Annotated in this window: 4 protein-coding genes; all 4 read left to right on the top strand. The window is 75.0% G+C overall.

The window, feature by feature from the left end; translation table 11 throughout:
* Positions 1-88 precede the first annotated feature (88 nt).
* The 4 genes from HS048_RS26745 to HS048_RS26720 are packed head-to-tail and all read left to right on the top strand — an operon-like array spanning position 89 to position 25,906.
* Positions 89-13,423 carry a non-ribosomal peptide synthetase gene (locus HS048_RS26745; protein WP_230882206.1) on the top strand — a complete coding sequence of 4,445 codons (13,335 nt, stop codon included), beginning with the start codon at positions 89-91 and terminating at the stop codon, positions 13,421-13,423.
* Entirely contained in the window at positions 13,420-21,522 is an 8,103-nt protein-coding gene (locus HS048_RS38575) for a non-ribosomal peptide synthetase (RefSeq protein WP_304609698.1), read from the top strand. The genes HS048_RS26745 and HS048_RS38575 overlap by 4 nt, the downstream gene beginning before the upstream one ends.
* Positions 21,519-25,688 carry a non-ribosomal peptide synthetase gene (locus tag HS048_RS26730; protein ID WP_230881894.1) on the top strand — a complete coding sequence of 1,390 codons (4,170 nt, stop codon included), beginning with the start codon at positions 21,519-21,521 and terminating at the stop codon, positions 25,686-25,688. The genes HS048_RS38575 and HS048_RS26730 overlap by 4 nt, the downstream gene beginning before the upstream one ends.
* A complete protein-coding gene (locus tag HS048_RS26720; protein ID WP_068895791.1) occupies positions 25,685-25,906 on the top strand; it encodes an MbtH family protein in 222 nt (73 codons plus the stop codon). Before HS048_RS26730 ends, HS048_RS26720 begins: the two co-directional genes overlap by 4 nt.

Genomic DNA, 25,906 nt, shown 5'->3' with positions numbered 1-25,906 from the left:
TGACAAATGCAGGCGGATGGTCGGGGAAAATGCGTTTCCGCCTTTCTGATGTGCTCTCACGTGCCCAAAACACATTGTCCCGGTGAAGATGGAAAGCGTGGCGACGGTGCTCGACTCGGATTCCCTCCTGCCATTGTCCGCGGCCCAGGACGGGATTCGGCGCGCCCAGCTGATCTCCCCGGGCGACCCGATCCGCATAGCCCAGTACATCGAGATCGCCGGACCGGTCGACCCCGTGCTCTTCGCCGCGGCGGTCCGGCTGGCCGCGCGCGGCGTCGAAGCCGTGCACCTGCGCGTCACCGGCGCGGGGCAGACGGTGCGGATCCGGGAGCTGGACTGCCCGTTCCTGGACCCGGGCGACGAGCGCGCCGCGCTGGAGTGGATGCGGGCGGACCTGGAGTCGCCCTTCCCGGGGGACGCGCTCGTCGCCACCGCGCTGCTCCGGGTGGCCGACGACCGCTACTTCTGGTACCTGCGCTGCCACCACGTGGTCATGGACGGCTACAGCGGGCCGATGGTCGCCAGGAGGCTGGCCGAGGTGTACACCGCGCTCGCCGAGGGCCGCGACCCCGGGCCGGGCGAGGCGGGCTCCATGGCCGAGCTGCTGGCCGAGGACGCCGCCTACCGCGCCTCCACGCGGCACGAGGCCGACCGCCGCCACTGGCTGGACCGGCTGGCCGGGCTGCCCGCCGTACCGTCGCTCTCGGCGGTGACGCCCGCGGCGGCGGATCCGGGGGCGGGCGCGGCTTCCGGGGCGGCCGCTACGGCGGCTTTCGCGGCGGCCTCCGGGACGGCCCCGCTCACCTGCCGGTTCCGGCGGCGGAGCGCGACGCTGGAGCGCCGGGAGGCCGACGCGCTGGAGCGGGCGGCGGCCGGGTTAGGCACCTCCGTCTCCGGGCTCGTGATCGCGGCCGTCGCCGCCTACACCGCCCGCATGACCGGAGCCCGGGAGGTCGTGCTCGGCCTGGCCGTGACCGCCCGGACCACCCCGCTCGCCCGCCGTACCCCCGGCATGCTCTCCAACGTGCTCCCGCTGCGCCTGGCCGCGGGCCCGGAGACGACGCTCGGCGAGCTGGCCGGGCAGGTCAACCGGGAGGTCGGGCGGCTCCTGGTGCACCAGCGGTACCGGTACGAGGACCTCCGGCGCGAGCTGGGCGGGCGGCTGTTCGGGCCGGTGGTCAACATCATGCGCTTCGACTACGACCTGAGCTTCGCCGGGCACCCGGCCACCGCCCACCCGCTGGCCACCGGCCCGGTCGAGGACCTGTCGGTCAACCTCTACGGCGATCCCGGCGGCTCCGACGGCCGCGGCGTCCGCGTCGACTTCGACGGCCATCCGGACCTGTACGGCGAGGCCGAGCTGGCCGGGCACCACGGGCGGTTCCTCCGCCTGCTGGCCGGGATCGCCCAGGCCGGTCCCGGCCGCCGCCTCGGTGAGCTCGACCTGCTCGGCGGGCGGGAGCGGGAACTGCTGGCCGGCTGGGGCTCCGTACCGGGCGAGGTCCCGGGCGGCACCGCCGTGGACCTGTTCACCGAGCACGTACGGCGCACCCCCGGGGCCGTCGCGCTGGTCGCCGGGGAGACCGAGCTCACCTACGCGGAGCTGGACGCCCGCGCCAACCGGCTGGCGCACCACCTGATCGCCCTCGGCGCGGGCCCGGAACGCCACGTCGGGCTGTCGGTCCCGCGCTCGGCCGACATGGTCGTCGCGTTCCTGGCCATCCTGAAGTCCGGGGCCGCGTACCTGCCGCTCGACCCCGGTCACCCGGCCGAGCGGCTGGCGGTCATGCTCGCCGACGCGGCCCCGCCGATCGTGGTCACCGGAGGCGGGACCACCGGACTGCTCACCGCCGGGCCGCTCGCCGCCGCGCCGGTCACCACCGGGCCGGGCGGGGCGGATGCGGCCGGGGCGGATGCAGGCAGAGAGGTCAACGCCGGGCCGGGCGCGGGTGAGACGCCCGGAGCCGCGGCCGCGCCCGGCAGGCCGGCTCCCGCGATCGTCGACCTGGACGTCTGGGACGGCACGGGCCTGCCCGCGACCGACCCCGGGAGACCGGTCCTGCCCGGCCACCCCGCCTACGTCGTCTACACCTCCGGTTCCACCGGCCGCCCGAAGGGGGTCGTCGTCACCCACGCCGGCCTGCCCGCCTACGCGCGGACCGGGACCGGCCGGTACGCCGTCACCGCCGACAGCCGCGTGCTGCAGTTCGCCTCGATCGGCTTCGACGGGGCGGTGCTGGAATGGCTGATGGCCTTCTCCGCGGGCGCGGCCCTCGTCCTGGCGCCCCCGGACGTGTACGGCGGCGAGCCGCTGGGCCGGTTCCTCGCCGACGCGCGGATCACGCACGCGTTCGTCACCCCCGCGGCGCTGGAGACGGTCCCCGAGGCGCCGCTGCCGGACCTGCGCACCCTGCTGGTCGGCGGTGAGGCCTGCCGTCCGGAACTGGTCCGCCGCTGGGCCCCCGGCCGCCGCATGGTCAACGTCTACGGGCCGACGGAGACCACCGTCGTGGTCACCACCAGCGATCCGCTGACCTCCCCGGACGACACGCCGATCGGCCGCCCCGTCCTCGGCGCCCGGCTGCACGTCCTCGACGCCGCCCTGCGCCCGGTCCCGCCCGGCACGGCCGGGGAGCTCCACGTCTCCGGCCCCGCGGTGGCCCGCGGCTACCTCGGCCGGCCCGGTCTGACCGCCGAACGGTTCGTCGCGGACCCGTTCACGCCGGGCGGGCGGATGTACCGCACCGGCGACCTGGTCCGGTGGCGTGCCGACGGCAGCCTGGAGTACCTGGGCCGGGCCGACCAGCAGGTCAAGATCCGGGGCTTCCGCATCGAGCCCGGGGAGATCGAGGCGGTGCTCGCGGCGCACCCCCTGGTCCGGCAGGCGGTGGTGCTGGCCCGCGCCGACGGGCCGGGGGACCGGCGGCTGGTCGCCTACGTCGTCGGTTCGGCGGACGCGGCCGGTGCGGTCAGGGCGGAGGGCACCGAGGGTCCGGCGGGTGCGGTGGCCGGGGAAGGGAGCGAGGGTCCGGCGGGCGCCGTGGGCGTGGCGGATGCGGATGCGGATGCGGATGCGGGCGTGGCGGGTGCGGGTGCGGGCGTGGTGGGTGCCGTGAACGCGGCGGGTCCGCTGGATCCGGACGCGCTGCGCGAGTTCGCCCGGCGGTCGCTGCCCGACTACATGGTGCCCCACGCCGTCGTCGTCCTCGACGAGCTGCCGCGCAACGCCAACGGCAAGCTGGACCGGGCCGCACTGCCCGCCCCGGCCTGGGAGCGCGGCGGCAGGGAACCGTCGGGTGACCGCGAGCGGCTGCTGTGCGGGCTGTTCGCCGAGGTGCTCGGGCTGCCCCGGGTCTGCGCCGACGACGGCTTCTTCGACCTGGGCGGGGACAGCATCCTGGCGATCGGGCTCGTCGCCCGGGCCCGCGAGGCGGGCCTGGCGATCACGCCGGGGCAGGTGTTCCGCCACCGGAGCCCCGAGGCGCTGGCGCTCGTCGCGGAGGAGACCGGGCCGGAGGCGGCCGAGGACACCGACGGGGTGGGACCCCTGCCCGCGACCCCGATCATGCGGTGGCTGGCCGAGGGCGGCGGGCCGATCGGCGGGTTCAGCCAGACGGTGGTGCTGCGGGTCCCGCCGGATCTGGGGCTGGAGGCGCTGCAGGCCGGGCTGCAGGCCGTACTGGACCGGCACGACGCGCTGCGGCTGACCTGCCCGGACGGCTGGGCGCGCCTGGAGGATCGGGACCCGGAGGCCGATGGGCCGCCGGTGCTGGAGGTGCTGCCCCGGGGCGCGGTCCGGGCCGCCGACTGCGTGAGCCGCGCCGGGACGGGCGGTGATCCGGCTGCTCCGGAACCGGGGACGTCAACGGCTGCTCCGGGAACGGGGACGTCAACGGCTACTCCGGGAACGGGCGGCGGGGTGCCGGTCTCCGCGGGGGAATGGTCGCGGGTGGTGGCCGAGGCGGCGGCGCGGTCGCGGGCGGAGCTGGATCCGGCGGCGGGCCGGATGGTGCGGGTGGTGTGGCTGGACGCGGGTCCGGGGGTGCCGGGCCGGCTGGTGGTGACGGTCCATCACCTGTCGGTGGACGGGGTGTCGTGGCGGATCCTGTTGCCGGATCTGTTCGCGGCCTGGGACGCGGCGCGCAGGGGCGAGACTCCCGCCCTGGCTCCGGTGCCGGTCTCGTTCCGGACGTGGGCGCGGATGCTCCGGGACGAGGCCCGGCGCAGGGCCGGCGAGCTGGACGACTGGGCACGCGTGCTCGGCGTCCCGGTGGCGGCTCACGACTCCGCGCGCCCGCCGTACGGCGACGCGGGCGGTTCAGGCGGGGATGCGGATGGCCTGGAGGGTGGCGCGGGCGGTCCGGGCGGGGATGCGGATGGCCTGGAGGGTGGCGCGGGCGGTCCGGGCGGGCGGTGCGGCGACGCGGACGGCCCCGCTCCGGGGTGGGGGACGTGGGACTCGCGGCGCGAACTGGTCGTGGAGCTTCCCCGCGACGTCACCGAGCCGCTGCTGGGCAGGCTCCCGGCGGCGTTCCACGGCCGGGCCGACGACGTGCTGCTCGCCGGGCTCGCCGCGGCGGTCGCGCGGTGGCGCGGGGAACGATCCATCCTGGTCGACCTCGAAGGGCACGGCCGCCACGACCTGACCGCAGGCCCTCCCGGCGGCACGGACCTGTCCAGGACCGTCGGCTGGTTCACCTGCCTGCACCCGGCCAGGATCGACGCGGGCGAAGCCGGCACCACCGGCTGGGCCGAGCTCACCGCGGGCGGGCCCGCCGCCGGAGAGGCCGTCAAGCGGGTCAAGGAGCAGCTGCGCGCACTGCCCGACCCGCTGGGCTACGGCCTGCTCCGCCACCTCGACCCCGACGCCGCCCCGGTCCTCGCCGTCCTGCCGCAGGCGGAGATCGGCTTCAACTACCTCGGCCGGATCACGGCCTCCGGGCAGGACTGGGAACCGGCCGGCGACGGCCTGATCGGGGGCCGGGACGCCGGGGCGCCGCTCCGGCACGGGATCCAGATCGACGCCGTCGCCCTGGGCGACACACTCCGCCTCACCTGGACCTGGGCCGGGGCGCACTACGCCGAGGAGGAGATCACCGCCTTGGCCGAGGCGTACTCCCAGGCCCTCACCGGCCTGTCCCGGCACACCGGCGGCGGCCTCACCCCGTCGGACGTGCGGGTCCCGCTGACCCAGCGGGACCTCGACGAGCTCGGCCCGGACATCCAGGACGTCTGGCCGCTCGCGCCCCTCCAGCACGGCCTGTTCTTCCACTCGCTGCTCGACACGGACGTCTACACCGCCCAGCTCACCCTCGACCTGGAGGGCCCCCTCGACGCGGCGAGGCTGCGGCGGGCCGCCGAACGGCTGGTCGCCAGGCACCCGGTGCTGCGCGCTTCCTTCGAGCTTCGCGCCGGCGAACCGGTCCAGTTGGTGCACCGGCGGGTGGAGGTGCCCTGGCGTCGGGTCGCGGGCGCCGATCCGGAGCGGGTGGCGGCCGAGGAGCGGGAGCGTCGTTTCGATCCGGCGAGGCCGCCGCTGGTGCGGTTCGCGCTGGTGGGGCTGGGGCCGGAGCGGTACCGGCTGGTGTTCACCAATCATCACATCGTGCTGGACGGCTGGTCGACGCCGTTGCTGGCGGCCGAGTTGCTGGCGCTGTACACCGGGGAGGAGCCCGCGCCCGCGCCGCCGTACAAGGAGTATTTGGCCTGGTTGGCCGGGCAGGACCGGGCGGCGGCGCGGGAGGCGTGGCGCCGTTCCCTGGCCGGGCTCGACGGGGCCACCCTGGTCGCGCCCGCCCTCGCCGCCTCCGCAGTGCCCGTCCCGCCCGAGCGCGTCACCGCCGAACTCGGCTCCGAGGTGAGCCGGGGACTGACCGCGCTGGCCCGGGCCTGCTCCACGACCCTGAACACGGTCGTGCAGGCCGCCTTCGGTCTGCTGCTCGCCCAGCTCACCGGCCGTGACGACGTCGTCTTCGGCGGCACGGTCTCCGGCCGCCCGCCCGAGCTGCCCGGCGTCGAGCGCATGGTCGGCCTGTTCGTCAACACGCTCCCGGTCCGGGTACGGCTCCGCCCGGACGAGCCGCTCGGCGACCTGCTGCGCAGACTCCGCGACGAGCAGGCCGAGCTGCTGCCCCACCACCACCTCGGCCTGACCGAGATCCGGCGCGGCCCCCTGTTCGACGCGCTGCTGGTGATGGAGAACTACCCCGTCGACCCGCGCACCGAGATCGGCGACCTGCGGCTGGCCGCCGCGGACGTGGCGGACGCGACCCACTACCCGGTCACGCTGCTGGTCATCCCGGGGGAGCGGATCCGCTTCCGCCTGCAGTACCGGCCGGGCGCGTTCACCGGGGCGGAGGCCGTCCGCCTGCTGGACCGGTTCCGGCACCTGCTCGGCACGCTGGCCGCCGAGGCGGAGGCGGGGGAGACCGGGTCCGGGCGGGACACGGAGCGGGGAGCGCCGGAGGTGCCGGGTGTGCAACGGGAAGCACCGGGGGCGCCGGGCGCGGGACGGGAAGCACCGAGGATGCCGGGCGCGGGACGGGGAACGGGGCCGCGGACGCTCGTCTCCCGGCTCGACGTGCTCCCGGCCGCCGAGCGGGACCTGGTCCTGCGGGAGTGGAACGCCACCATGGCGGACGCCCCGGACGGAACCTTCGGGAGGGCTTCGGATGGGACCCTCGGGAGGACTTCGGGCGGGCCGCCGCCCGGCACGCTGGCCGAGCTGTTCGAGGCGCAGGCGGCCCGCACCCCGGACGCGCCGGCGTTGGTCTCCGAGGACGAAGAGCTGAGCTACGCCGAACTGGACGCCCGCGCCGACCGGCTGGCCCGGGTGCTGGCCGCACAGGGCGTCGGGCCCGAGCGGGTGGTGGGGCTGCGGCTGCCCCGCTCCCTGGACCTGGTCGTCGCGATGTACGCGGTGGTCAAGGCGGGCGGCGCCTACCTGCCGATCGACCCGGGGTTGCCGGAGGAACGGGTCGCCGCGATGCTGGAGGACGCGCGCCCGGTCCTGGTGATCGGCCCCGGTCTGATGATCGGTCCTGAGCGGACGGCCGCCGCCGGTCCGGCCGATGTCCCGGAGGAGGGCTCCGGTCGGCGGGCCGTACCGGAGAACCCCGCCTACGTGATCTACACCTCGGGCTCGACCGGCCGCCCCAAGGGCGTGGTCGTGACCCACGGCGCGATCGTCAACCGCCTGCGCTGGGCCCAGGCGCGGTACGGCCTGCGCCCCGGCGACCGGGTACTGCAGAAGACCCCGGCGGGTTTCGACGTGTCGGTCTGGGAGTTCTTCTGGCCGCTCCAGGCGGGTGCGACCCTGGTCGTCGCCCGGCCCGACGGCCACCGGGACCCGACCTACCTCGCCCGGGTCATCCGCGAGGAGCGGATCACGACCGTGCACTTCGTCCCGTCGATGCTCGCCGCCTTCCTCGACGCCGTCCCCGAGCGGTCCGGTGGGGGCTTCGGGAGAGGGATGGAATCCCCGGACCCGGACCCGGACCCGGACCCGGACCTGGAGCGGGAGTCGGATCCGGCTCCGGACCCGGATCCGGAGCCGTGGTCGCTGCGCCGGGTCCTCTGCAGCGGTGAGGCGCTCCCGCCGGACCTCGCCGACCGGGCCGCCGAGCGGCTGGGCGCTCCGGTGCACAACCTCTACGGTCCGACCGAGGCCGCCGTGGACGTCACCGCGTGGGAGCACCGCCCCGAGCCCGGCGCGACCTCCGTGCCGATCGGCCGTCCGGTGTGGAACACCCGCGTCCACGTGCTGGACGGGTGGTTGCGACCGGTGCCGGTGGGGGTGCCCGGCGAGCTGTACCTGGCCGGAGTCCAGCTGGCCCGGGGATACGCGAACCGCGGCGCGTTGACGGCGGAGCGGTTCGTGGCGTGTCCGTTCGGTGTGTCTGGTTCGCGGGGGGAGCGGATGTATCGGACGGGGGATGTGGTGCGGTGGCGTGGGGACGGGGTGCTGGAGTTTCTGGGGCGGGCGGATGCGCAGGTGAAGGTGCGGGGGTTGCGGATCGAGCCGGGTGAGGTGGAGGCGGTGGTCGCCCGGTGTCCGGGGGTGGCGGGTGTGGCGGTGGTGGTGCGGGAGGACCGGCCGGGGGATCGGCGGCTGGTGGCGTACGTGGTGCCGGATGTCTCGGGGGAGGAGCCGGATCCCGCCGGGGTGCGGGGGTTCGCGGCGGAGCGGTTGCCGGAGTACATGGTGCCGTCGGCGGTGGTGGTGCTGGAGGCGCTGCCGTTGACGGGCAACGGGAAGCTGGATCGGGCGGCGTTGCCGGCGCCGCGGGCGGTGGGTTCCGTGGCGGGTGCGGGTGGGGGGCGGGGTCCGCGGTCGGTGGTGGAGGAGGTGTTGTGCGGGGTGTTCGCGGATGTGCTGGGGATCGAGGGCGTCGGGGTGGAGGAGTCGTTTTTCGCGTTGGGTGGGGATTCGCTGCTGGCGGTGCGGTTGGTGGGTCGGGTGCGGTCGGTTTTGGGGGTGGAGGTTTCGGTTCGGGCGGTGTTCGAGGCGCCGTCGGTGGCGGAGCTGGCGGGGGTGGTGGAGCGTGCTTCGGGGGTGGTGCGTCCTGCATTGCGGCCGGTGGCGGGGCCGGGGGGCGGGGTGGCGTTGTCGTTCGGGCAGCGGCGGTTGTGGGTGTTGAACCGGTTGGATCCGGGGTCGGGGGTGTACAACCTGCCGGTGGCGTTGCGGCTGGTGGGGCGGGTGGATGTGGGGGCGCTGGCGCGGGCGTTGGGGGATGTTGTGGGGCGGCATGAGGTGTTGCGGACGGTGTTGCCGGAGGTGGGCGGGGTGCCGTTCCAGCGGATCCTCGACGCCGCCGAGCTGTGTGACGGGTCCGGGCCGGGTGGGTTCCCGCTGGAGGTCGAGCAGGTCGGGGAGTCCGGGCTCGCCGAGGCGCTGAGCGCCTTCGCCGGACGGGGGTTCGACCTGGTGGCCGAGCCGCCGCTGCGGGCGCGGCTGTTCCGTCTCGGCCCTGATGAGCAGGTGTTGTTGCTGGTGGTGCATCACGTGGCGGCGGACGGGTGGTCGATGGGGCCGCTGGCGCGGGATGTGATCGCGGCGTATGCGGCGCGGTCGCGTGGTGAGGCGCCGTCGTTCGTGCCGTTGCCGGTGCGGTACGCCGATTACGCGCTCTGGCAGCGGGAGCTGCTGGGGGATGAGGCCGAGCCGGGGAGTGTGGCGGCGGGGCAGGCGGCGTTCTGGCGTCGGGCGCTGGCGGGGTTGCCGGGGGAGCTGGAGTTGCCGGTGGATCGTGCGCGGCCGGTGGTGGCGTCGTATCGGGGCGGGACGGTGCCGGTGGTGGTGGATGCGGAGCTGCGCCGGGGGTTGGGGGTGCTGGCGCGGGGGTCGGGGGCGTCGGTGTTCATGGTGGTGCAGGCGGCGTTGGCGGCGTTGCTGACGCGCTTGGGTGCGGGGACGGATGTTCCGATCGGAACGGTGGTGGCGGGCCGTACGGATGAGGCGTTGGACGAGTTGGTGGGGATGTTCGTCAACACGTTGGTGTTGCGGACGGATGTGGGGGGTGATCCGTCGTTCCGTGAGTTGGTGGGGCGGGTGCGGGAGGTGGGTCTGGGGGCGTTCGGGCATCAGGATCTGCCGTTCGAGCGGGTGGTGGAGTTGGTGGATCCGGTGCGGTCGATGGCCCGCCATCCCCTCTTCCAGGTGGCACTCACGTTCCAGAACACCCCGAAGGTCGAGCTCGACCTCGACGGCCTCTCGATCGGCCTGGAGCCGCTGGAGACGAATGTCGCCAGATTCGACCTGCTGATCTCCCTCAGCGAGACGGACGACGGCCTGACCGGCGTCCTCGAGTACGCCGCGGACCTGTTCGACCGTTCGACGGCCGAGGACATCGCGGCCCGGTTCGTGCGCCTGCTGCGCGCCGCGGTGAGTGCTCCGGACGTCCCGATCAGCCGGCTCGAGATCCTCGATCCCGCCGAGCGTTCCACCATCCTCGGCGACTGGGCCGGGACCGGTGTGTCCTCCGGCTCTCTTACGCCGATCACGTCTCTTACGACGATCACGGAGGAGTTCGCGGCGCGGGTGGCGGCTTCGCCGGGGGCGGTGGCGGTGGTGTGCGGGGATGTGGCGCTGACGTATGCGGAGCTGGATGCGCGGGCGGAGATGCTGGCGCGGCGGCTGGTGGGGTTGGGGGTGGGGCCGGAACGGTCGGTGGCGGTGGTGGCGTCGCGGTCGGTGGAGTTGGTGGTCGCGGTGCTGGGGGTGTTGAAGGCGGGGGGTGCGTATGTGCCGGTGGATCCGTCGTATCCGGCGGATCGGGTCGGGTTCATGGTGCAGGACGCGTCGCCGGTGGCGGTGGTGGCGGTCGCGGGGTTGGAGGGTGTGGTTCCGGGCGGGTTGCCGGTGGTGGTGCTGGAGGACGGCGGCGCGTCCTGCCGGGTGGTGCCCGGCCGGGACGGCGCGTTCCGAGACGACGCGCCCCAGGACGGGGAACTCCTGCTCCCGGATCGGGAGGACGGGGTTCCGGAGCCTCCGATGCCGGGACCTCTTCCGGACCATCCGGCGTATGTGATCTTCACGTCGGGGTCGACGGGGCGGCCGAAGGGCGTGGTGGTGACGCACCGCGCGGTGACGCGGTTGCTGGCTTCGACGCGGGGCTGGTTCGGGTTCGGGCCGGATGACGTGTGGGCGTTGTTCCACTCGTATGCGTTCGATTTCTCGGTGTGGGAGTTGTGGGGGGCGTTGCTGCACGGCGGGCGGCTGGTGGTGGTGCCGTTCGAGGTGAGCCGGTCGCCGGAGGAGTTCCTGGCGTTGCTGGAGCGGGAGCGGGTGACGGTGCTCAACCAGACCCCCTCGGCTTTCCACCAGCTCCCACCCGCCGCGCGTGACCTCGGAGACCTGCGATACGTGATCTTCGGCGGTGAGGCCCTGGAGGTCTCCCGCCTCGCCGGTTGGCACGACCGGGGGATCTCCCTGGTGAACATGTACGGGATCACCGAGACGACGGTGCACGTGACGTACGCGCCGCTGGGGCCGGACAGTCCGGCGGGGTTGATCGGGACGGGGATTGCGGATCTGCGGTTGTACGTGCTGGACGGGTTTTTGAATCCGGTGCCGGTGGGGGTGGTGGGGGAGCTGTATGTGGCGGGTGCGGGGTTGGCGCGGGGGTATGCGGGCCGGTCGGGGTTGACGGCGGAGCGGTTCGTGGCGTGTCCGTTCGGTGGGGCGGGGGAGCGGATGTACCGCAGCGGGGATCGGGTGCGGTGGGATCGGTCGGGCCGGTTGGTGTATGCGGGGCGGGCGGATGCGCAGGTGAAGGTGCGGGGGTTCCGGATCGAGCCGGGTGAGGTGGAGGCGGTGGTCGCCCGGTGTCCGGGGGTGGCGGGTGTGGCGGTGGTGGTGCGGGAGGACCGGCCGGGGGATCGGCGGCTGGTGGCGTACGTCGTGCCGGGCGGTGCGGTGGCGGCCGATGGGGAGGAGGCGGTCCTGGAGGGCGACGCGGCCGGTTCCGGCCGGGAGGCGGGGCCCGCTTTCGGCGGTGCGGGCGGGGCGCCGGGAGCCGTCTTCGACGCTGCAGGTGCGAGGTCGGGCGCGCGGTTGGCGGCGGAGGTGCGGGGGTTCGCGGTGGAGCGGTTGCCGGAGTACATGGTGCCGTCGGCGGTGGTGGTGCTGGAGGCGCTGCCGTTGACGGGCAACGGGAAGCTGGATCGGGCGGCGTTGCCGGCGCCGCGGGTGGCGGGCGGTGCAGTGGGGCCGGGCGGTGGGTCGGGTGAGGGGCCTGCGAGCGCGCGGGAGGCGGTGCTGGCGGGGGTGTTCGCCGAGGTGCTGGGGGTGGGGTCGGTCGGGGTCGGGGACGGGTTCTTCGATCTCGGTGGGGACAGTGTTCTGGCGATCCGGTTGGTGGCGCGGGCGCGTGAGGCGGGGGTGGTGTTCTCGCCGCGGGAGGTGTTCCGGCATCAGAGTGTGCGGGCTTTGGCGGCGGTCGCGACCGAGGAGGCCGCTGTCGTGGGGGAGCCGGAGGGGGCGGGGATCGGCCCGGTGGACCCCACCCCGATCATGCACTGGCTGGCCGGACGGGACGGACCGATCGGCGGGTTCAGCCAGACGGTGGTGCTGCGGGTCCCGCCGGGCCTGGGGCTGGAGGCGCTGCAGGCCGGGCTGCAGGCCGTACTGGACCGGCACGACGCGTTGCGGCTGGTCTGCTCGGGGGCGGAGGCACTGTGCGGGGACGGTCGCGGGGTGCTGGAGGTGCCGCCGTCCGGATCGGTGCGAGCGGACGAGTGCGTGCGCCGGGTGGAGGTCGCGGGCGATCCGGAGGAGGCGGTGGCCGAGGCGGCGGCGCGGTCGCGGGCGGAGCTGGATCCGGCGGCGGGCCGGATGGTGCGGGTGGTGTGGCTGGACGCGGGTCCGGGGGTGCCGGGCCGGCTGGTGGTGACGGTCCATCACCTGTCGGTGGACGGGGTGTCGTGGCGGATCCTGTTGCCGGATCTGTTCGCGGCCTGGGACGCGGCGCGCAGGGGCGAGACTCCCGCCCTGGCTCCGGTGCCGGTCTCGTTCCGGACGTGGGCGCGGATGCTCCGGGACGAGGCCCGGACCCGCACAGGCGAGCTGGACGACTGGATCGACATCCTCGACGGACCCGACCCCCGCATCGGCCACCGGCCGCTCGACCCGGACAAGGACACCGTCGCGACCGTCCGCACGCTCCGGCTCACGCTGCCGCCCGAGCGGACCGAACCGCTGCTCACCACCGTCCCGGCGGCCTTCCACGGCCGGGCCCTCGACGTGCTGCTCACCGGTCTCACCCTGGCCGTGGCGCACTGGCGCCGGAAGCGCGGCGGGCGGGGCACCTCCGTCCTGCTCCATCTGGAGGGCCACGGCCGGGAGGAGATCGCCGGCGGCGTCGACCTGTCCCGGACCGTCGGCTGGTTCACCACCCTGTACCCGGTCCGGCTCGATGCGGGCGCCACCGCCTGGACCGACGGGCGGACCGTCACCCGGGCGGTCAAACAGGTCAAGGAGCAGCTGCGGGCCGTTCCGGACAACGGCATCGGGTACGGCCTGCTCCGCCACCTCGACCCGGAGAGCGCCGCCGAACTGGACGGGCTCCCCCGGCCGCAGATCGTCTTCAACCACCTCGGCCGGGTCGCGACCGGCGAGGGTGACTGGAACGTGGTCCCGGCGGAGCTCGGCGGTCACGACCCGGAGATGCCGGTGGCCCACGTACTGGAGATCAACACGACCGTCCGCGACCGGCCGGACGGCCCCCACCTGGAGGCGGCCTGGTCCTGGCCCGACGGGGTGCTCACCGAGGCGGAGGCCGAGGAGCTGGCCGGGACCTGGTTCGACGCGCTCGGCGGGCTGGCCGCGCACGGCTCCGGCGGGCACACGCCGAGCGACCTCCTGGTCGAACTCGACCAGGACGAGATCGACCGCATCCAGACCGCCTGGGAGGACCGATGACGCAGGTCCAGGACATCCTTCCGCTCTCGCCGCTGCAGCGGGGCCTGTTCTTCCACGCCCTGCACGACGAGCACGACGTCTACACCGCCCAGGTGACGCTCGACCTCGACGGCCCGCTCGACGCGGCCCGGCTGCGGCGCTCCGCCGAACGGCTCCTGGACCGCCACCCCAACCTGCGTGCGGGCTTCTGGCACCAGGATCTCAGCCGGCCCGTGCAGGTCGTCCCGGCACACGCCGACCTGCCCTGGCGCGAGGTCGCCGGAGACGACCCCGGCCGGGTGACCGCCGAGGAGCGGGCCCGTCCCTTCGACCTGGCCCGGCCGCCGCTGCTCCGGTTCGCGCTGGTGCGGCTCGGACCGGACCGGCACCGGCTGGTCCTCACCCACCACCACATCCTGCTGGACGGCTGGTCGACGCCGATCCTGATCACCGAGCTGCTCGCGCTCTACCTGGGCGTGGAGGCCGCGCCCGCGCCGCCGTACAAGGGCTATCTGGCCTGGCTGGCCCGGCAGGACCGCGACGCGGCGCGGGAGGCGTGGGAGCGGGCGCTCGACGGGGTGGACGGGCCCACGCTGGCCGCACCCGGAGCACCCGCCGCGGCCGCCCCACCGGAGCGGGTGCGTCTCAAGTTGGACGCCGAGCTGACCAGGGCCCTCACCCGGACGGCCCGCCGCCACGGCGTCACGGTCAACACCGTGCTCCAGGCGAGCTGGGGCGTCGTGCTCGCCCAGCTCACCGGCCGTGACGACGTCGTCTTCGGCTCCGTTGTGTCGGGCCGCCCGGCCGACCTGCCCGGCGTCGAGCGCATGGTCGGCCTGTTCGTCAACACCGTCCCGGTCCGGGTCCGGCTCCGCCCGGACGAGTCCTTCGGCGACCTGCTGGCCCGCCTCCAGGACGAGCAGGCCGAGCTGCTGCCCCACCACCACCTCGGCCTGACCGAGATCCACCGCGGCGTCCTCTTCGACACCGTCACCGTCCTGGAGAACTACCCGTTCGACCCGGCCGCGGCCGGTGCCTCCCTCGGCGATCTCCGGCTCACCGGGTTCGGCTCGGCCGACGCCCACCACTACCCGCTCGCGCTCGCCGCCGTCCCCGGCGAGCGGCTCACGCTCCGCCTGGATCACCGGCCCGACCTGTTCACCTCAGCGGAGGCGGAACGTCTGCTCGGCCGGGTGGGGCGGCTGCTCGCCACGGTGGCCGGAGCGCCCGGCACCCTCGTCGGACGTCTCGACCTGCTGGAGGAGGCCGAGCGGCGGCGGATCGTCGAGGAGTGGAACGACACGGGTGATCCGGTGCCCGGCCGTACGCTGCACGGACTCCTCGAGGCGGCGGTGGCGCGGGACCCGGGGGCCGCCGCGCTGGTGGACGGCGGGACGACCCTGACCTACGGCGAGCTCAACGCCCGCGCCAACCGGCTGGCACGGCTGCTGCGGCGGCGCGGGGCGGGCCCCGAACGGGTGGTGGCGCTGCTGCTGCCGCGCTCGGCCGGCCTGGTCGTCGCCGCGCTGGCCGTGTCCAAGGCCGGTGCCGCCTACCTGCCGGTGGACCCCGGCTATCCCGCCGAGCGGATCGCCGCCATGCTGGACGACGCGCGCCCGGTCCTGGTGGTCGGCGGCGAGCTCCTCGCCGCGGCGGACGTGTCCGGTTTCGCGGAAGGGAACCTCACGGAGGACGAGGCCCGGGTGGAACTCCGGAACCCGGCTTACGTGATCTACACCTCGGGTTCGACCGGCCGCCCCAAGGGCGTGGTCGTGACCCACGAAGGCCTCGCCGCCTTCGCCGCGACGCAGCGGGACCGGCTCGGGGTGGGACCGGACGGCCGGGTGCTCCAGTTCGCCTCGCCGAGCTTCGACGCCTCGGTCATGGAGATGCTCATGGCCTTCGCCGCCGGGGCCGCGCTGGTCGTCCCGCCCGAGGGCGTGTACGGCGGTGCGGAGCTGGCCTCGGTGATCGAGGAGCGGCGCGTCACCCATGCGCTGATCCCCCCGGCGGCCCTGGCGAGCGTGCCCGCCGCACCGCTGGAGGGCTTCCGCACCCTGGTCGTCGGCGGCGAGGCCTGCGGGCCCGGGCTGGTGGAGCGCTGGGCACCCGGCCGGTCGATGGTCAACGCCTACGGCCCGACCGAGGCCACGATCGCCGCCACCATGAGCGGCCCGCTGCGCCCCGGCGGGGTCCCGCCGATCGGCTCTCCCGTCCGGGGCACCCGCGCCTACGTGCTGGACGGGCGGCTCCGCCCGGTCCCGGCCGGTGCGCCCGGAGAGCTGTACCTCGCCGGGCCGGGCCTGGCCCGCGGCTACCTCGGCCGGTCGGCGTTGACGGCGGAGCGGTTCGTGGCGTGTCCGTTCGGTTCGTCTGGTTCGCGGGGGGAGCGGATGTATCGGACGGGGGATGTGGTGCGGTGGTGTGCGGATGGGGTGCTGGAGTTTCTGGGGCGGGCGGATGCGCAGGTGAAGGTGCGGGGGTTCCGGATCGAGCCGGGTGAGGTGGAGGCGGTGGTCGCCCGGTGTCCGGGGGTGGCGGGTGTGGCGGTGGTGGTGCGGGAGGACCGGCCGGGGGATCGGCGGCTGGTGGCGTACGTGGTGCCGGAGGTCTCGGGGGAGGAGCCGGATCCCGCCGGCGTGCGGGGGTTCGCGGCGGAGCGGTTGCCGGAGTACATGGTGCCGTCGGCGGTGGTGGTTTTGGAGGGGCTGCCGGTGACGGGCAACGGGAAGCTGGATCGGGCGGCGTTGCCGGCGCCGCGGGCGGTGGGTTCCGTGGCGGGTGCGGGTGCGGGTGCGGGTGCGGGTGCGGGTGGGGGGCGGGGTCCGCGGTCGGTGGTGGAGGAGGTGTTGTGCGGGGTGTTCGCGGATGTGCTGGAGATCGAGGGCGTCGGGGTGGAGGAGTCGTTTTTCGCGTTGGGTGGGGATTCGCTGCTGGCGGTGCGGTTGGTGGGTCGGGTGCGGTCGGTTTTGGGGGTGGAGGTTTCGGTTCGGGCGGTGTTCGAGGCGCCGTCGGTGGCGGGGCTGGCTGCGCGTGTCGAGGAGGGGTCGGGGGTGGTGCGTCCGCCGGTTCGGGCGGTGGCGCGCTCTGAGGGCGGGACGGGGGTGCCGTTGTCGTTCGGGCAGCGGCGGTTGTGGGTGTTGAACCGGTTGGATCCGGGGTCGGGGGTGTACAACCTGCCGGTGGCGTTGCGGCTGGTGGGGCGGGTGGATGTGGGGGCGCTGGCGCGGGCGTTGGGGGATGTGGTGGGGCGGCATGAGGTGTTGCGGACGGTGTTGCCGGAGGTGGGCGGGGTGCCGTTCCAGCGGATCCTCGACGCCGCCGAACCGCCCGTCGAGGTGATCCGTGTCGAGGCCGATCGGCTCGGACCGGCGCTGGCCGCCGCGGCGGGACGCGGTTTCGACCTCACCGCGGAGACCCCGCTCCGTGCTTTCCTCTTCGAGACTGCTCCCGAGGAGCGGGTGTTGTTGCTGGTGGTGCATCACGTGGCGGCGGACGGGTGGTCGATGGGGCCGCTGGCGCGGGATGTGATGGCGGCGTACGCGGCCCGTTGCGAGGGGCGGGAGCCGGGGTGGGCGCTGTTGCCGGTGCGGTACGCCGATTACGCGCTCTGGCAGCGGGAGTTGCTGGGGGATGAGGCCGAGCCGGGGAGTGTGGCGGCGGGGCAGGCGGCGTTCTGGCGTGGGGCGCTGGCGGGGTTGCCGGGGGAGCTGGAGTTGCCGGTGGATCGTGCGCGGCCGGTGGTGGCGTCGTATCGGGGCGGGACGGTGCCGGTGGTGGTGGATGCGGAGCTGCGCCGGGGGTTGGGGGTGCTGGCGCGGGGGTCGGGGGCGTCGGTGTTCATGGTGGTGCAGGCGGCGTTGGCGGCGTTGCTGACGCGCTTGGGTGCGGGGACGGATGTTCCGATCGGAACGGTGGTGGCGGGCCGTACGGATGAGGCGTTGGACGAGTTGGTGGGGATGTTCGTCAACACGTTGGTGTTGCGGACGGATGTGGGGGGTGATCCGTCGTTCCGTGAGTTGGTGGGGCGGGTGCGGGAGGTGGGTCTGGGGGCGTTCGGGCATCAGGATCTGCCGTTCGAGCGGGTGGTGGAGTTGGTGGATCCGGTGCGGTCGATGGCCCGCCATCCCCTCTTCCAGGTGATGCTCGTCCTGCAGAACACTCCACCCGCCGCTCTGGACCTCGACGGGCTCTCCGTGACGATCGAGCCCTTCGTCCCGGAGACCGCCAAGTTCGACCTCCAGCTCACCCTCGCCGAGGACCCGTCCGGCGGTCTGTCCGGCGGTCTGGAGTACGCCGCGGACCTGTTCGACCGTTCGACGGCCGAGGACATCGCGGCCCGGTTCGTCCGCCTGCTGCGCGCCGCGGTCACCGACCCGGACACCCGCATCAGCCGGCTCGACATCCTGGACGAGACCGAGCGGGCGGCCGTCCTCGGCGACTGGGCGGGCACCGGAGACACGCCCCCGGCCACCACCATCGTGTCGGAGTTCGCGGCGCGGGTGGCGGCTTCGCCGGGGGCGGTGGCGGTGGTGTGCGGGGATGTGGCGCTGACGTATGCGGAGCTGGATGCGCGGGCGGAGATGCTGGCGCGGCGGCTGGTGGGGTTGGGGGTGGGGCCGGAACGGTCGGTGGCGGTGGTGGCGTCGCGGTCGGTGGAGTTGGTGGTCGCGGTGCTGGGGGTGTTGAAGGCGGGGGGTGCGTATGTGCCGGTGGATCCGTCGTATCCGGCGGATCGGGTCGGGTTCATGGTGCAGGACGCGTCGCCGGTGGCGGTGGTGGCGGTCGCGGGGTTGGAGGGTGTGGTTCCGGGCGGGTTGCCGGTGGTGGTGCTGGAGGACGGCGGCGCGTCCTGCCGGGTGGTGCCCGGCCGGGACGGCGCGTTCCGAGACGACGCGCCCCAGGACGGGGAACTCCTGCTCCCGGATCGGGAGGACGGGGTTCCGGAGCCTCCGATGCCGGGACCTCTTCCGGACCATCCGGCGTATGTGATCTTCACGTCGGGGTCGACGGGGCGGCCGAAGGGCGTGGTGGTGACGCACCGCGCGGTGACGCGGTTGCTGGCTTCGACGCGGGGCTGGTTCGGGTTCGGGCCGGATGACGTGTGGGCGTTGTTCCACTCGTATGCGTTCGATTTCTCGGTGTGGGAGTTGTGGGGGGCGTTGCTGCACGGCGGGCGGCTGGTGGTGGTGCCGTTCGAGGTGAGCCGGTCGCCGGAGGAGTTCCTGGCGTTGCTGGAGCGGGAGCGGGTGACGGTGCTCAACCAGACCCCCTCGGCTTTCCACCAGCTCCCACCCGCCGCGCGTGACCTCGGAGACCTGCGATACGTGATCTTCGGCGGTGAGGCCCTGGAGGTCTCCCGCCTCGCCGGTTGGCACGACCGGGGGATCTCCCTGGTGAACATGTACGGGATCACCGAGACGACGGTGCACGTGACGTACGCGCCGCTGGGGCCGGACAGTCCGGCGGGGTTGATCGGGACGGGGATTGCGGATCTGCGGTTGTACGTGCTGGACGGGTTTTTGAATCCGGTGCCGGTGGGGGTGGTGGGGGAGCTGTATGTGGCGGGTGCGGGGTTGGCGCGGGGGTATGCGGGCCGGTCGGGGTTGACGGCGGAGCGGTTCGTGGCGTGTCCGTTCGGTGGGGCGGGGGAGCGGATGTACCGCAGCGGGGATCGGGTGCGGTGGGATCGGTCGGGCCGGTTGGTGTATGCGGGGCGGGCGGATGCGCAGGTGAAGGTGCGGGGGTTCCGGATCGAGCCGGGTGAGGTGGAGGCGGTGGTCGCCCGGTGTCCGGGGGTGGCGGGTGTGGCGGTGGTGGTGCGGGAGGACCGGCCGGGGGATCGGCGGCTGGTGGCGTACGTGGTGCCGGATGGCACGGCGGGCGTGGACGCCGGTACGGGCGCCGGGGCGGCCGGTGCGGGTGGACCGGAGGTCGTGGCGCCGGTGCGCGGCGTGGCCGGTCCCGGCGGGGAGGCGGGAGCCGTCTCCGGTGGTGCGGTGACGGCGGGGGCGGGGCTCGTGCCGGAGGTGGTGCGGGGGTTCGCGGCGGAGCGGTTGCCGGAGTACATGGTGCCGTCGGCGGTGGTGGTGCTGGAGGCGCTGCCGTTGACGGGCAACGGGAAGCTGGATCGGGCGGCGTTGCCGGCGCCGTGGGCGGCGGACTCGGGGGTGGAGCCGGACGGGGAACCGGGGCCGGGGTCGGGTGAGGGGCCTGCGAGCGCGCGGGAGGCGGTGCTGGCGGGGGTGTTCGCCGAGGTGCTGGGGGTGGGGTCGGTCGGGGTAGAGGAGGGGTTCTTCGATCTCGGTGGGGACAGCATCCTGGCGATCCGGTTGGTGGCGCGGGCGCGTGAGGCGGGGGTGGTGTTCTCGCCGCGGGAGGTGTTCCGGCATCAGAGTGTGCGGGCTTTGGCGGCGGTCGCGACCGAGGAGGCCGCTGTCGTGGGGGAGCCGGAGGGGGCCGGGGTCGGTCCGGTGGACCCGACCCCGATCATGCACTGGTTGCGGGAACTTCCCGGTCCGGTCCGCGACTTCAGCCAGACGGTGGTGCTGCGGGTTCCGCCGGGCCTGGGGCTGGAGGCGCTGACGGCCGCGCTGCAGGCCGTACTGGACCGGCACGACGTGCTCCGCCTGACCTGCCCCGACGGTGGACGGTGGCTGGACGGCGCGGACCCGGCACCCGGTGATCCCCCAGCGCTGGAGGTCCTGCCTCCGGGTGCGGTCCGGGCCGGCGGGTGCATCCGGCGGGTGGCGGTCGACGCTCCGGAGGACGGGCCGGCCGACACCCCGGTGGACGGACCTGGCGGCGTCCCGGTGGACGGGACCGGTGGGCAGGATGTCTGGTCGCGGGTGGTGGCCGAGGCGGCGGCGCGGTTGCGGGCGGAGCTGGATCCGGCGGCGGGCCGGATGGTCCGGGTGGCGTGGCTGGACGCGGGTCCGCGGGCGCCGGGCCGGCTGGTGGTGACGGTCCATCACCTGTCGGTGGACGCCGTCTCCTGGCGGATCCTGCTCCCGGACCTGTTCACCGCCTGGGAGGCCGCGGCCCGGGGACGGACCCCGCAGCTGCCGCCGGTGCCGGTCTCCTTCCGCACCTGGGCGCGGCGACTCCGCGCCGAGGCGGAGATCAGAGCGGATGAGCTGGACTTCTGGCGCCGGACCCTGGACGGGGACACCCCGTCATCCGGTTCCGCGAGCGACGGCTCCGGACGGTCCGGCCCGGCCGGAACCCTTCCCGGTCCTCCACGGCCGGACGATCCCGCCCGGGACGGCTCCCGGCAGCCGGACCCGGCCCGGGGCGGCTCCCGGCGGCCGGATCCCGCCCGGGACACCTTCGGCACCCAGCGCCACCTCACCGTCGAACTGCCCCCGGAGGTCACCGAGCCCCTGCTGACCCGTCTCCCGGCGGCCTTCCACGGCCGGGTCGGCGAGGTGCTGCTCGCCGGGCTCGCCCTCGCCGTGGCCCGCTGCACCGGGCAGGAGTCGGTCCTGGTGGACCTGGAGAGCCACGGCCGGGAGGAGATCACCGGCGCGGCGGACCTGTCGCGGACCGTCGGCTGGTTCACGACCATCCACCCGGTCCGGCTCGAACCCGGCCCGGCGGACTGGGCCGACCTGCACGGTCCCACCGCGGCCCGGGCGGTCAAGCGGGTCAAGGAGCAGCTGCGGGCCGTCCCGGACAACGGCATCGGGTACGGCCTGCTCCGCCACCTCGACCCCGCGGCCGCCGCCGAACTGGCCGCCCGACCGGTGCCGGAGCTGGCCTTCAACTACCTCGGCCGGACGCAGGCCGCCACCGGGACCGACTGGTCCCCGGCGCCCGAATCCGGCCTGGTGGGCGGCGGCCATTCCGCGGACCTCGCCCTCCCGCACGCCCTGGAGGTCAACGCCCTCACCCTGGACGCGCCCGGCGGGCCGCGCCTGCGGGCGACCTGGTCGTGGGCGGCCCGCCTGTACGAGGAGGAACGGGTCCGGGAGCTGGCGGATGCGTGGTTCACCACGCTCACCGGGCTGTCGCGGCACACCGGCGGCGGCCTCACCCCGTCGGACCTGCTGGTACCCGTCAGCCAGGAGGAGATCGACGCGTTCGCAGCGGAACTCGACGCGGAGTGGAGCGCCCGATGACCAGTGCCGGACCGACGAGCGGTACCCGCCGGGCGGGCACCGGAGCACAGGACGCCGGACCGCGGGCCGCCGGCCCGGTGAACCCGGTGAGTCCGGCGCCGTCCGTCCCGGGCGGCCAGCTCGAGGACATCCTGCCGCTCTCACCGTTGCAGCAGGGCCTGTACTTCCACGCCCTGTTCGACGAGGCCGCGCCCGACGTCTACACCGCCCAGCTCACCCTCGACCTGGAGGGCCCGCTGGACGCGGACAGGCTCGCCGCGGCCGCCGCCCGGTTGCTGGCCCGCCACCCCAACCTGCGCGCCTCCTTCCGGCAGCGGGCGGGCGGCGAACCGGTCCAGTTGGTGCACCGGCGGGTGGAGGTGCCCTGGCGTCGGGTCGCGGGCGCCGATCCGGAGCGGGTGGCGGCCGAGGAGCGGGAGCGTCGTTTCGATCCGGCGAGGCCGCCGCTGGTGCGGTTCGCGCTGGTGGGGCTGGGGCCGGAGCGGTACCGGCTGGTGTTCACCAATCATCACATCGTGCTGGACGGCTGGTCGACGCCGTTGCTGGCGGCCGAGTTGCTGGCGCTGTACACCGGGGAGGAGCCCGCGCCCGCGCCGCCGTACAAGGAGTATTTGGCCTGGCTGGCCCGGCAGGACCGGGCGGCGGCGCGGGAGGCGTGGCGCCGTTCCCTGGCCGGGCTCGACGGGGCCACCCTGGTCGCCCCCGGGCTCGGCGACGGGCCCGCGGGGGAGCCTGGCCGGGTCCGCGCCCGCCTCGGCGAGGAGCCGACCGCCCGGCTCACCGCAGCCCTGCGCGCCCGCTCCCTGACCCTCAACACCGCGGTCCAGGGAGCATGGGCGTTGCTGCTCGCCCAGCTCACCGGCCGTGACGACGTCGTCTTCGGCGGCACGGTCTCCGGCCGCCCGCCCGAGCTGCCCGGCGTCGAGCGCATGATCGGCCTGTTCATCAACACGCTTCCCGTCCGGGTACGGCTCCGCCCCGGCGAGACCCTCTCCGGGCTGCTGACGCGCCTCCAGGCGGAGCAGGCCGAGCTGCTGCCCCACCACCACCTCGGCCTGGCCGAGATCCAGGGCCTCCACGGCGCGGGCCGGCTCTTCGACACCATGACGGTCCTGGAGAACTACCCCGCGGGCACCGCCGTGACGGAGATCGACGGAGGGCTCCGGCTCGCCGGGGCCGGGGGGACCGACGCCACGCACTACCCGCTCGCCCTGGCCGTCACCGGCGGGCGAACCGTCTCCCTGCGCCTGGACCACCGGCCCGACGCCTTCTCCCCGGCCGAGGCCCGGCGGCTCCTGGACCGGCTCGTCCGCCTGCTCGGAACCGCGGCGGCGGACCCCGACGTGCCGCTGGCCCGGCTCGACCTGCTGACGGACGAGGAGCGCGCCCTCGTCCTGGCGCCGCCGGAACGGGAGGTGCCCCCGCCGGAGGGGAGCGTGGTGAGCGCCTTCGCCGCGCAGGCGGCCCGTACCCCGGACGCCGAGGCGGTCGTGGCGGAGGGCCTGAGCCTGACCTACGCCGAACTGGACCGGCGGGCCGACCGGCTCGCCCGCCGGCTGGCCGCGCTCGGCGTGCGCGCGGAGACCCCGGTCGCGGTCCTGATGGACCGCTCGGCGGAGGTCGTCGTGGCGACGCTGGCGATCGCCAGGGCCGGTGGGGCGTACGTGCCGCTCCACCAGGGCCACCCGCCCGACCGGATGAGCTGGGTCGTGGCCGACACCGGCGCGCCCGTCCTGATCGCCGACCGCGACCCCGGCTTCGCCTGCGACGCCGCGGTGCTCCGCCTCGACACCCCGGACGGCGCAGCCGGGGCGGGATCCCCGGACGCCCCGTATGGCGCGGCCGGGACGGGATCCCCGGACGCCCCGGACGCCCCGTACGGCGCGGCCGGGGCGGAATCCTCGGACGTCCCGGACGGCGCCGAGGCCCAGAGCCCCGCCGCCGGCACGGACGGCGAGCCCGCGCAGGATCCGCGGCACGCCCGGATCCACCCCGACCGGCTCGTCTACGTGATCTACACCTCCGGCTCGACCGGCACCCCCAAGGGCGTGGCCGTACGGCACCGGGACGTCCTCGCGCTCGCCGCCGACCACCGGTGGGCCGGGCGGCACCGGCGGCTGCTGATGCACTCGCCGCACGCCTTCGACGCCTCCACCTACGAGCTGTGGGTGCCGCTGCTGACCGGCGGCACGGTCGTCGTCGCGCCGCCCGGCGAGCTGGATCCCGGCCGCCTCCGCGACCTCGTGGCACGGCACCGGCTGACCGCCCTGTTCATCACGACCGCGCTGTTCAACCTGGTCGCGGAGGAGGACCCGGCCGCGTTCGGCGCCCTCGCGGAGGTCCTCACCGGCGGCGAGGCCGCCTCGCCCCAGGCGATGCGCCGGGTGCTCCGGGCCTGCCCGGACACGGTGCTCGGGCACGTCTACGGGCCCACCGAGACCACGACCTACGCCACCTACCATGCCGTCCAGGCCGTCCGCGCCGTCCCGGGCGCCGCCGCGCCGCCCATCGGCCGACCCCTGGACGGCATGCGCGCACATCTGCTCGACGGCCTCCTCCGGCCGGTCCCGCCCGGCGCGGTCGGCGAGCTGTACCTGTCGGGCGCGGGCCTGGCCCGCGGTTACCTGGGCCGCCCCGCCCTGACCGCCGAACGGTTCACCGCCTGCCCGTACGGCACGGGCGAGCGGATGTACCGGACCGGGGACCTGGCCAGATGGACGGCCGACGGTGAGCTGGAGTACGCCGGCCGGGCCGACGCCCAGGTCAAGATCCGGGGTTTCCGGATCGAGCCGGGAGAGATCGAGGCGGCGCTGGCCCGGCACCCGTCGGTCGGGCAGGCGGCGGTGGTCGCGCGGAGCGGTCACCTGGTCGCCTACGTCACCGGCCTCGCGGTCGGCCCCGAGGGCGGCTCCCCAGGCGGCCCCGCAGGCGGTTCCACGGGCGGCCCCGAGGGCGGTCCTGCGGAGGGCTCCCCGGGCACCCCCGCGGACGGCCCCGCAGGCGGCGCCGGAGCGGCCGCCGGAGGCGCGGATCCCGGGGAGCTGCGGGCGCATCTGGCGCGGATCCTGCCCGAGCACATGGTCCCGCGGACCGTCGTGGTCCTCGACGCGCTGCCGCTCACCCCGAACGGAAAGGTCGACCGGGCCGCCCTCCCCGCGCCGGACGCGCCGGCGTCCGGGCGGGATCCCCGGACACCCGCCGAGGAACGGCTCTGCCGCCTGTTCGCCGAGGTCCTCGGCCTGGACCGGGTCGGCGCCGACGACGGTTTCTTCGACATGGGCGGCGACAGCATCGCGGTCCTGCGGCTCGTCTCCCGGGCCCGGAGCGAAGGACTGGAGATCAGTCCCCGCGAGGTGTTCGCCCGCCAGACGCCCGAGGCCCTGGCCTCGGGGACCCCCGGCGGCTCCACCGGCCGGGAGGTGCTGCTCCCGCTGCGCGCCGCCGGGGGCAGGCCCCCGCTGTTCTGCGTGCACCCCGGCGCCGGGCTCGGCTGGCCGTACTCCGGCCTGCTCCGCCATCTCGGTCCCGACCAGCCCGTCTACGCCTTCCAGGCGCGGGCGCTGACCGAGCCCGGCCACACCGCCCCGTCGATCGAGGCGGCGGCCCTGGACTACCTGGAGCGGATCCGCGAGGTCCAGCCGCGCGGGCCGTACCGGCTGGCGGGCTGGTCGATGGGCGGCCTGATCGCGCACGCCATGGCCGTCGAGCTGCGCGGACGCGGCGAGGAGGTCGCGCTGCTGGCGATGCTCGACGCCTACCCCGGCGCGGGCCCCGGTGTCGTCCCGGAACAGGACGAGGTGCTGTCCGGCCTGCTGGCCGCGATCGGCTATAGAGGATCGGGGGAGGCCGATGACATCATGGCGTTCGTGCGCGCGCACGGCGGCCGGTACGCCACCCTCGACGAGCCGACCCTGCGCGCCGTCCACCGCCACTACCGCAACGGCGTGAAGATCTCCCGTGAGTACGCACCGCGCGTCTTCGACGGGGACGTGCTCTTCTTCACCGCCGCCCGGGGCCGCGGGGCGCACGCCCCCGCCGCCGCCGACTGGAAGCCGTACGTCACCGGAGCCGTCGTCGACCACGCCGTCGACTGCGACCACGAGAGCATGCTGAACCCCGGACCGGTCGCGGAGATCGCCGCGCTGCTGAGGAAGGAACTGCGATGACCGTCAACCCCTTCGAGGACCCCGACGGCACCTACCTGGCCCTGGTCAACGACGAGGGCCAGTACTCCCTGTGGCCCGCGTGGGCGGAGGTCCCGCCCGGCTGGACCGTCGCCTTCGGCGAGGACACCCGCCAGGCCTGCCTGGACCACATCGAGGCGAACTGGACCGACATGCGCCCGAAGAGCCTGATCGAGGCGATGGGGGAGATGGGAGAATGA

The sequence above is a fragment of the Planomonospora sp. ID91781 genome (assembly GCF_015711595.1).
In the GTDB taxonomy this organism is placed as follows: Bacteria; Actinomycetota; Actinomycetes; order Streptosporangiales; family Streptosporangiaceae; genus Planomonospora; species Planomonospora parontospora.
Note: the sequence above shows the minus strand (reverse complement) of the source record. Positions and strands in the feature narration are given on the sequence as shown.

Coding starts and splice junctions, on each gene's coding strand:
- HS048_RS38575 (WP_304609698.1), top strand. CDS start 13,420: ATGACGCAGGTCCAGGACATCCTTCCGCTCTCGCCGCTGCAGCGGGGC.
- HS048_RS26745 (WP_230882206.1), top strand. CDS start 89: ATGGAAAGCGTGGCGACGGTGCTCGACTCGGATTCCCTCCTGCCATTG.
- HS048_RS26720 (WP_068895791.1), top strand. CDS start 25,685: ATGACCGTCAACCCCTTCGAGGACCCCGACGGCACCTACCTGGCCCTG.
- HS048_RS26730 (WP_230881894.1), top strand. CDS start 21,519: ATGACCAGTGCCGGACCGACGAGCGGTACCCGCCGGGCGGGCACCGGA.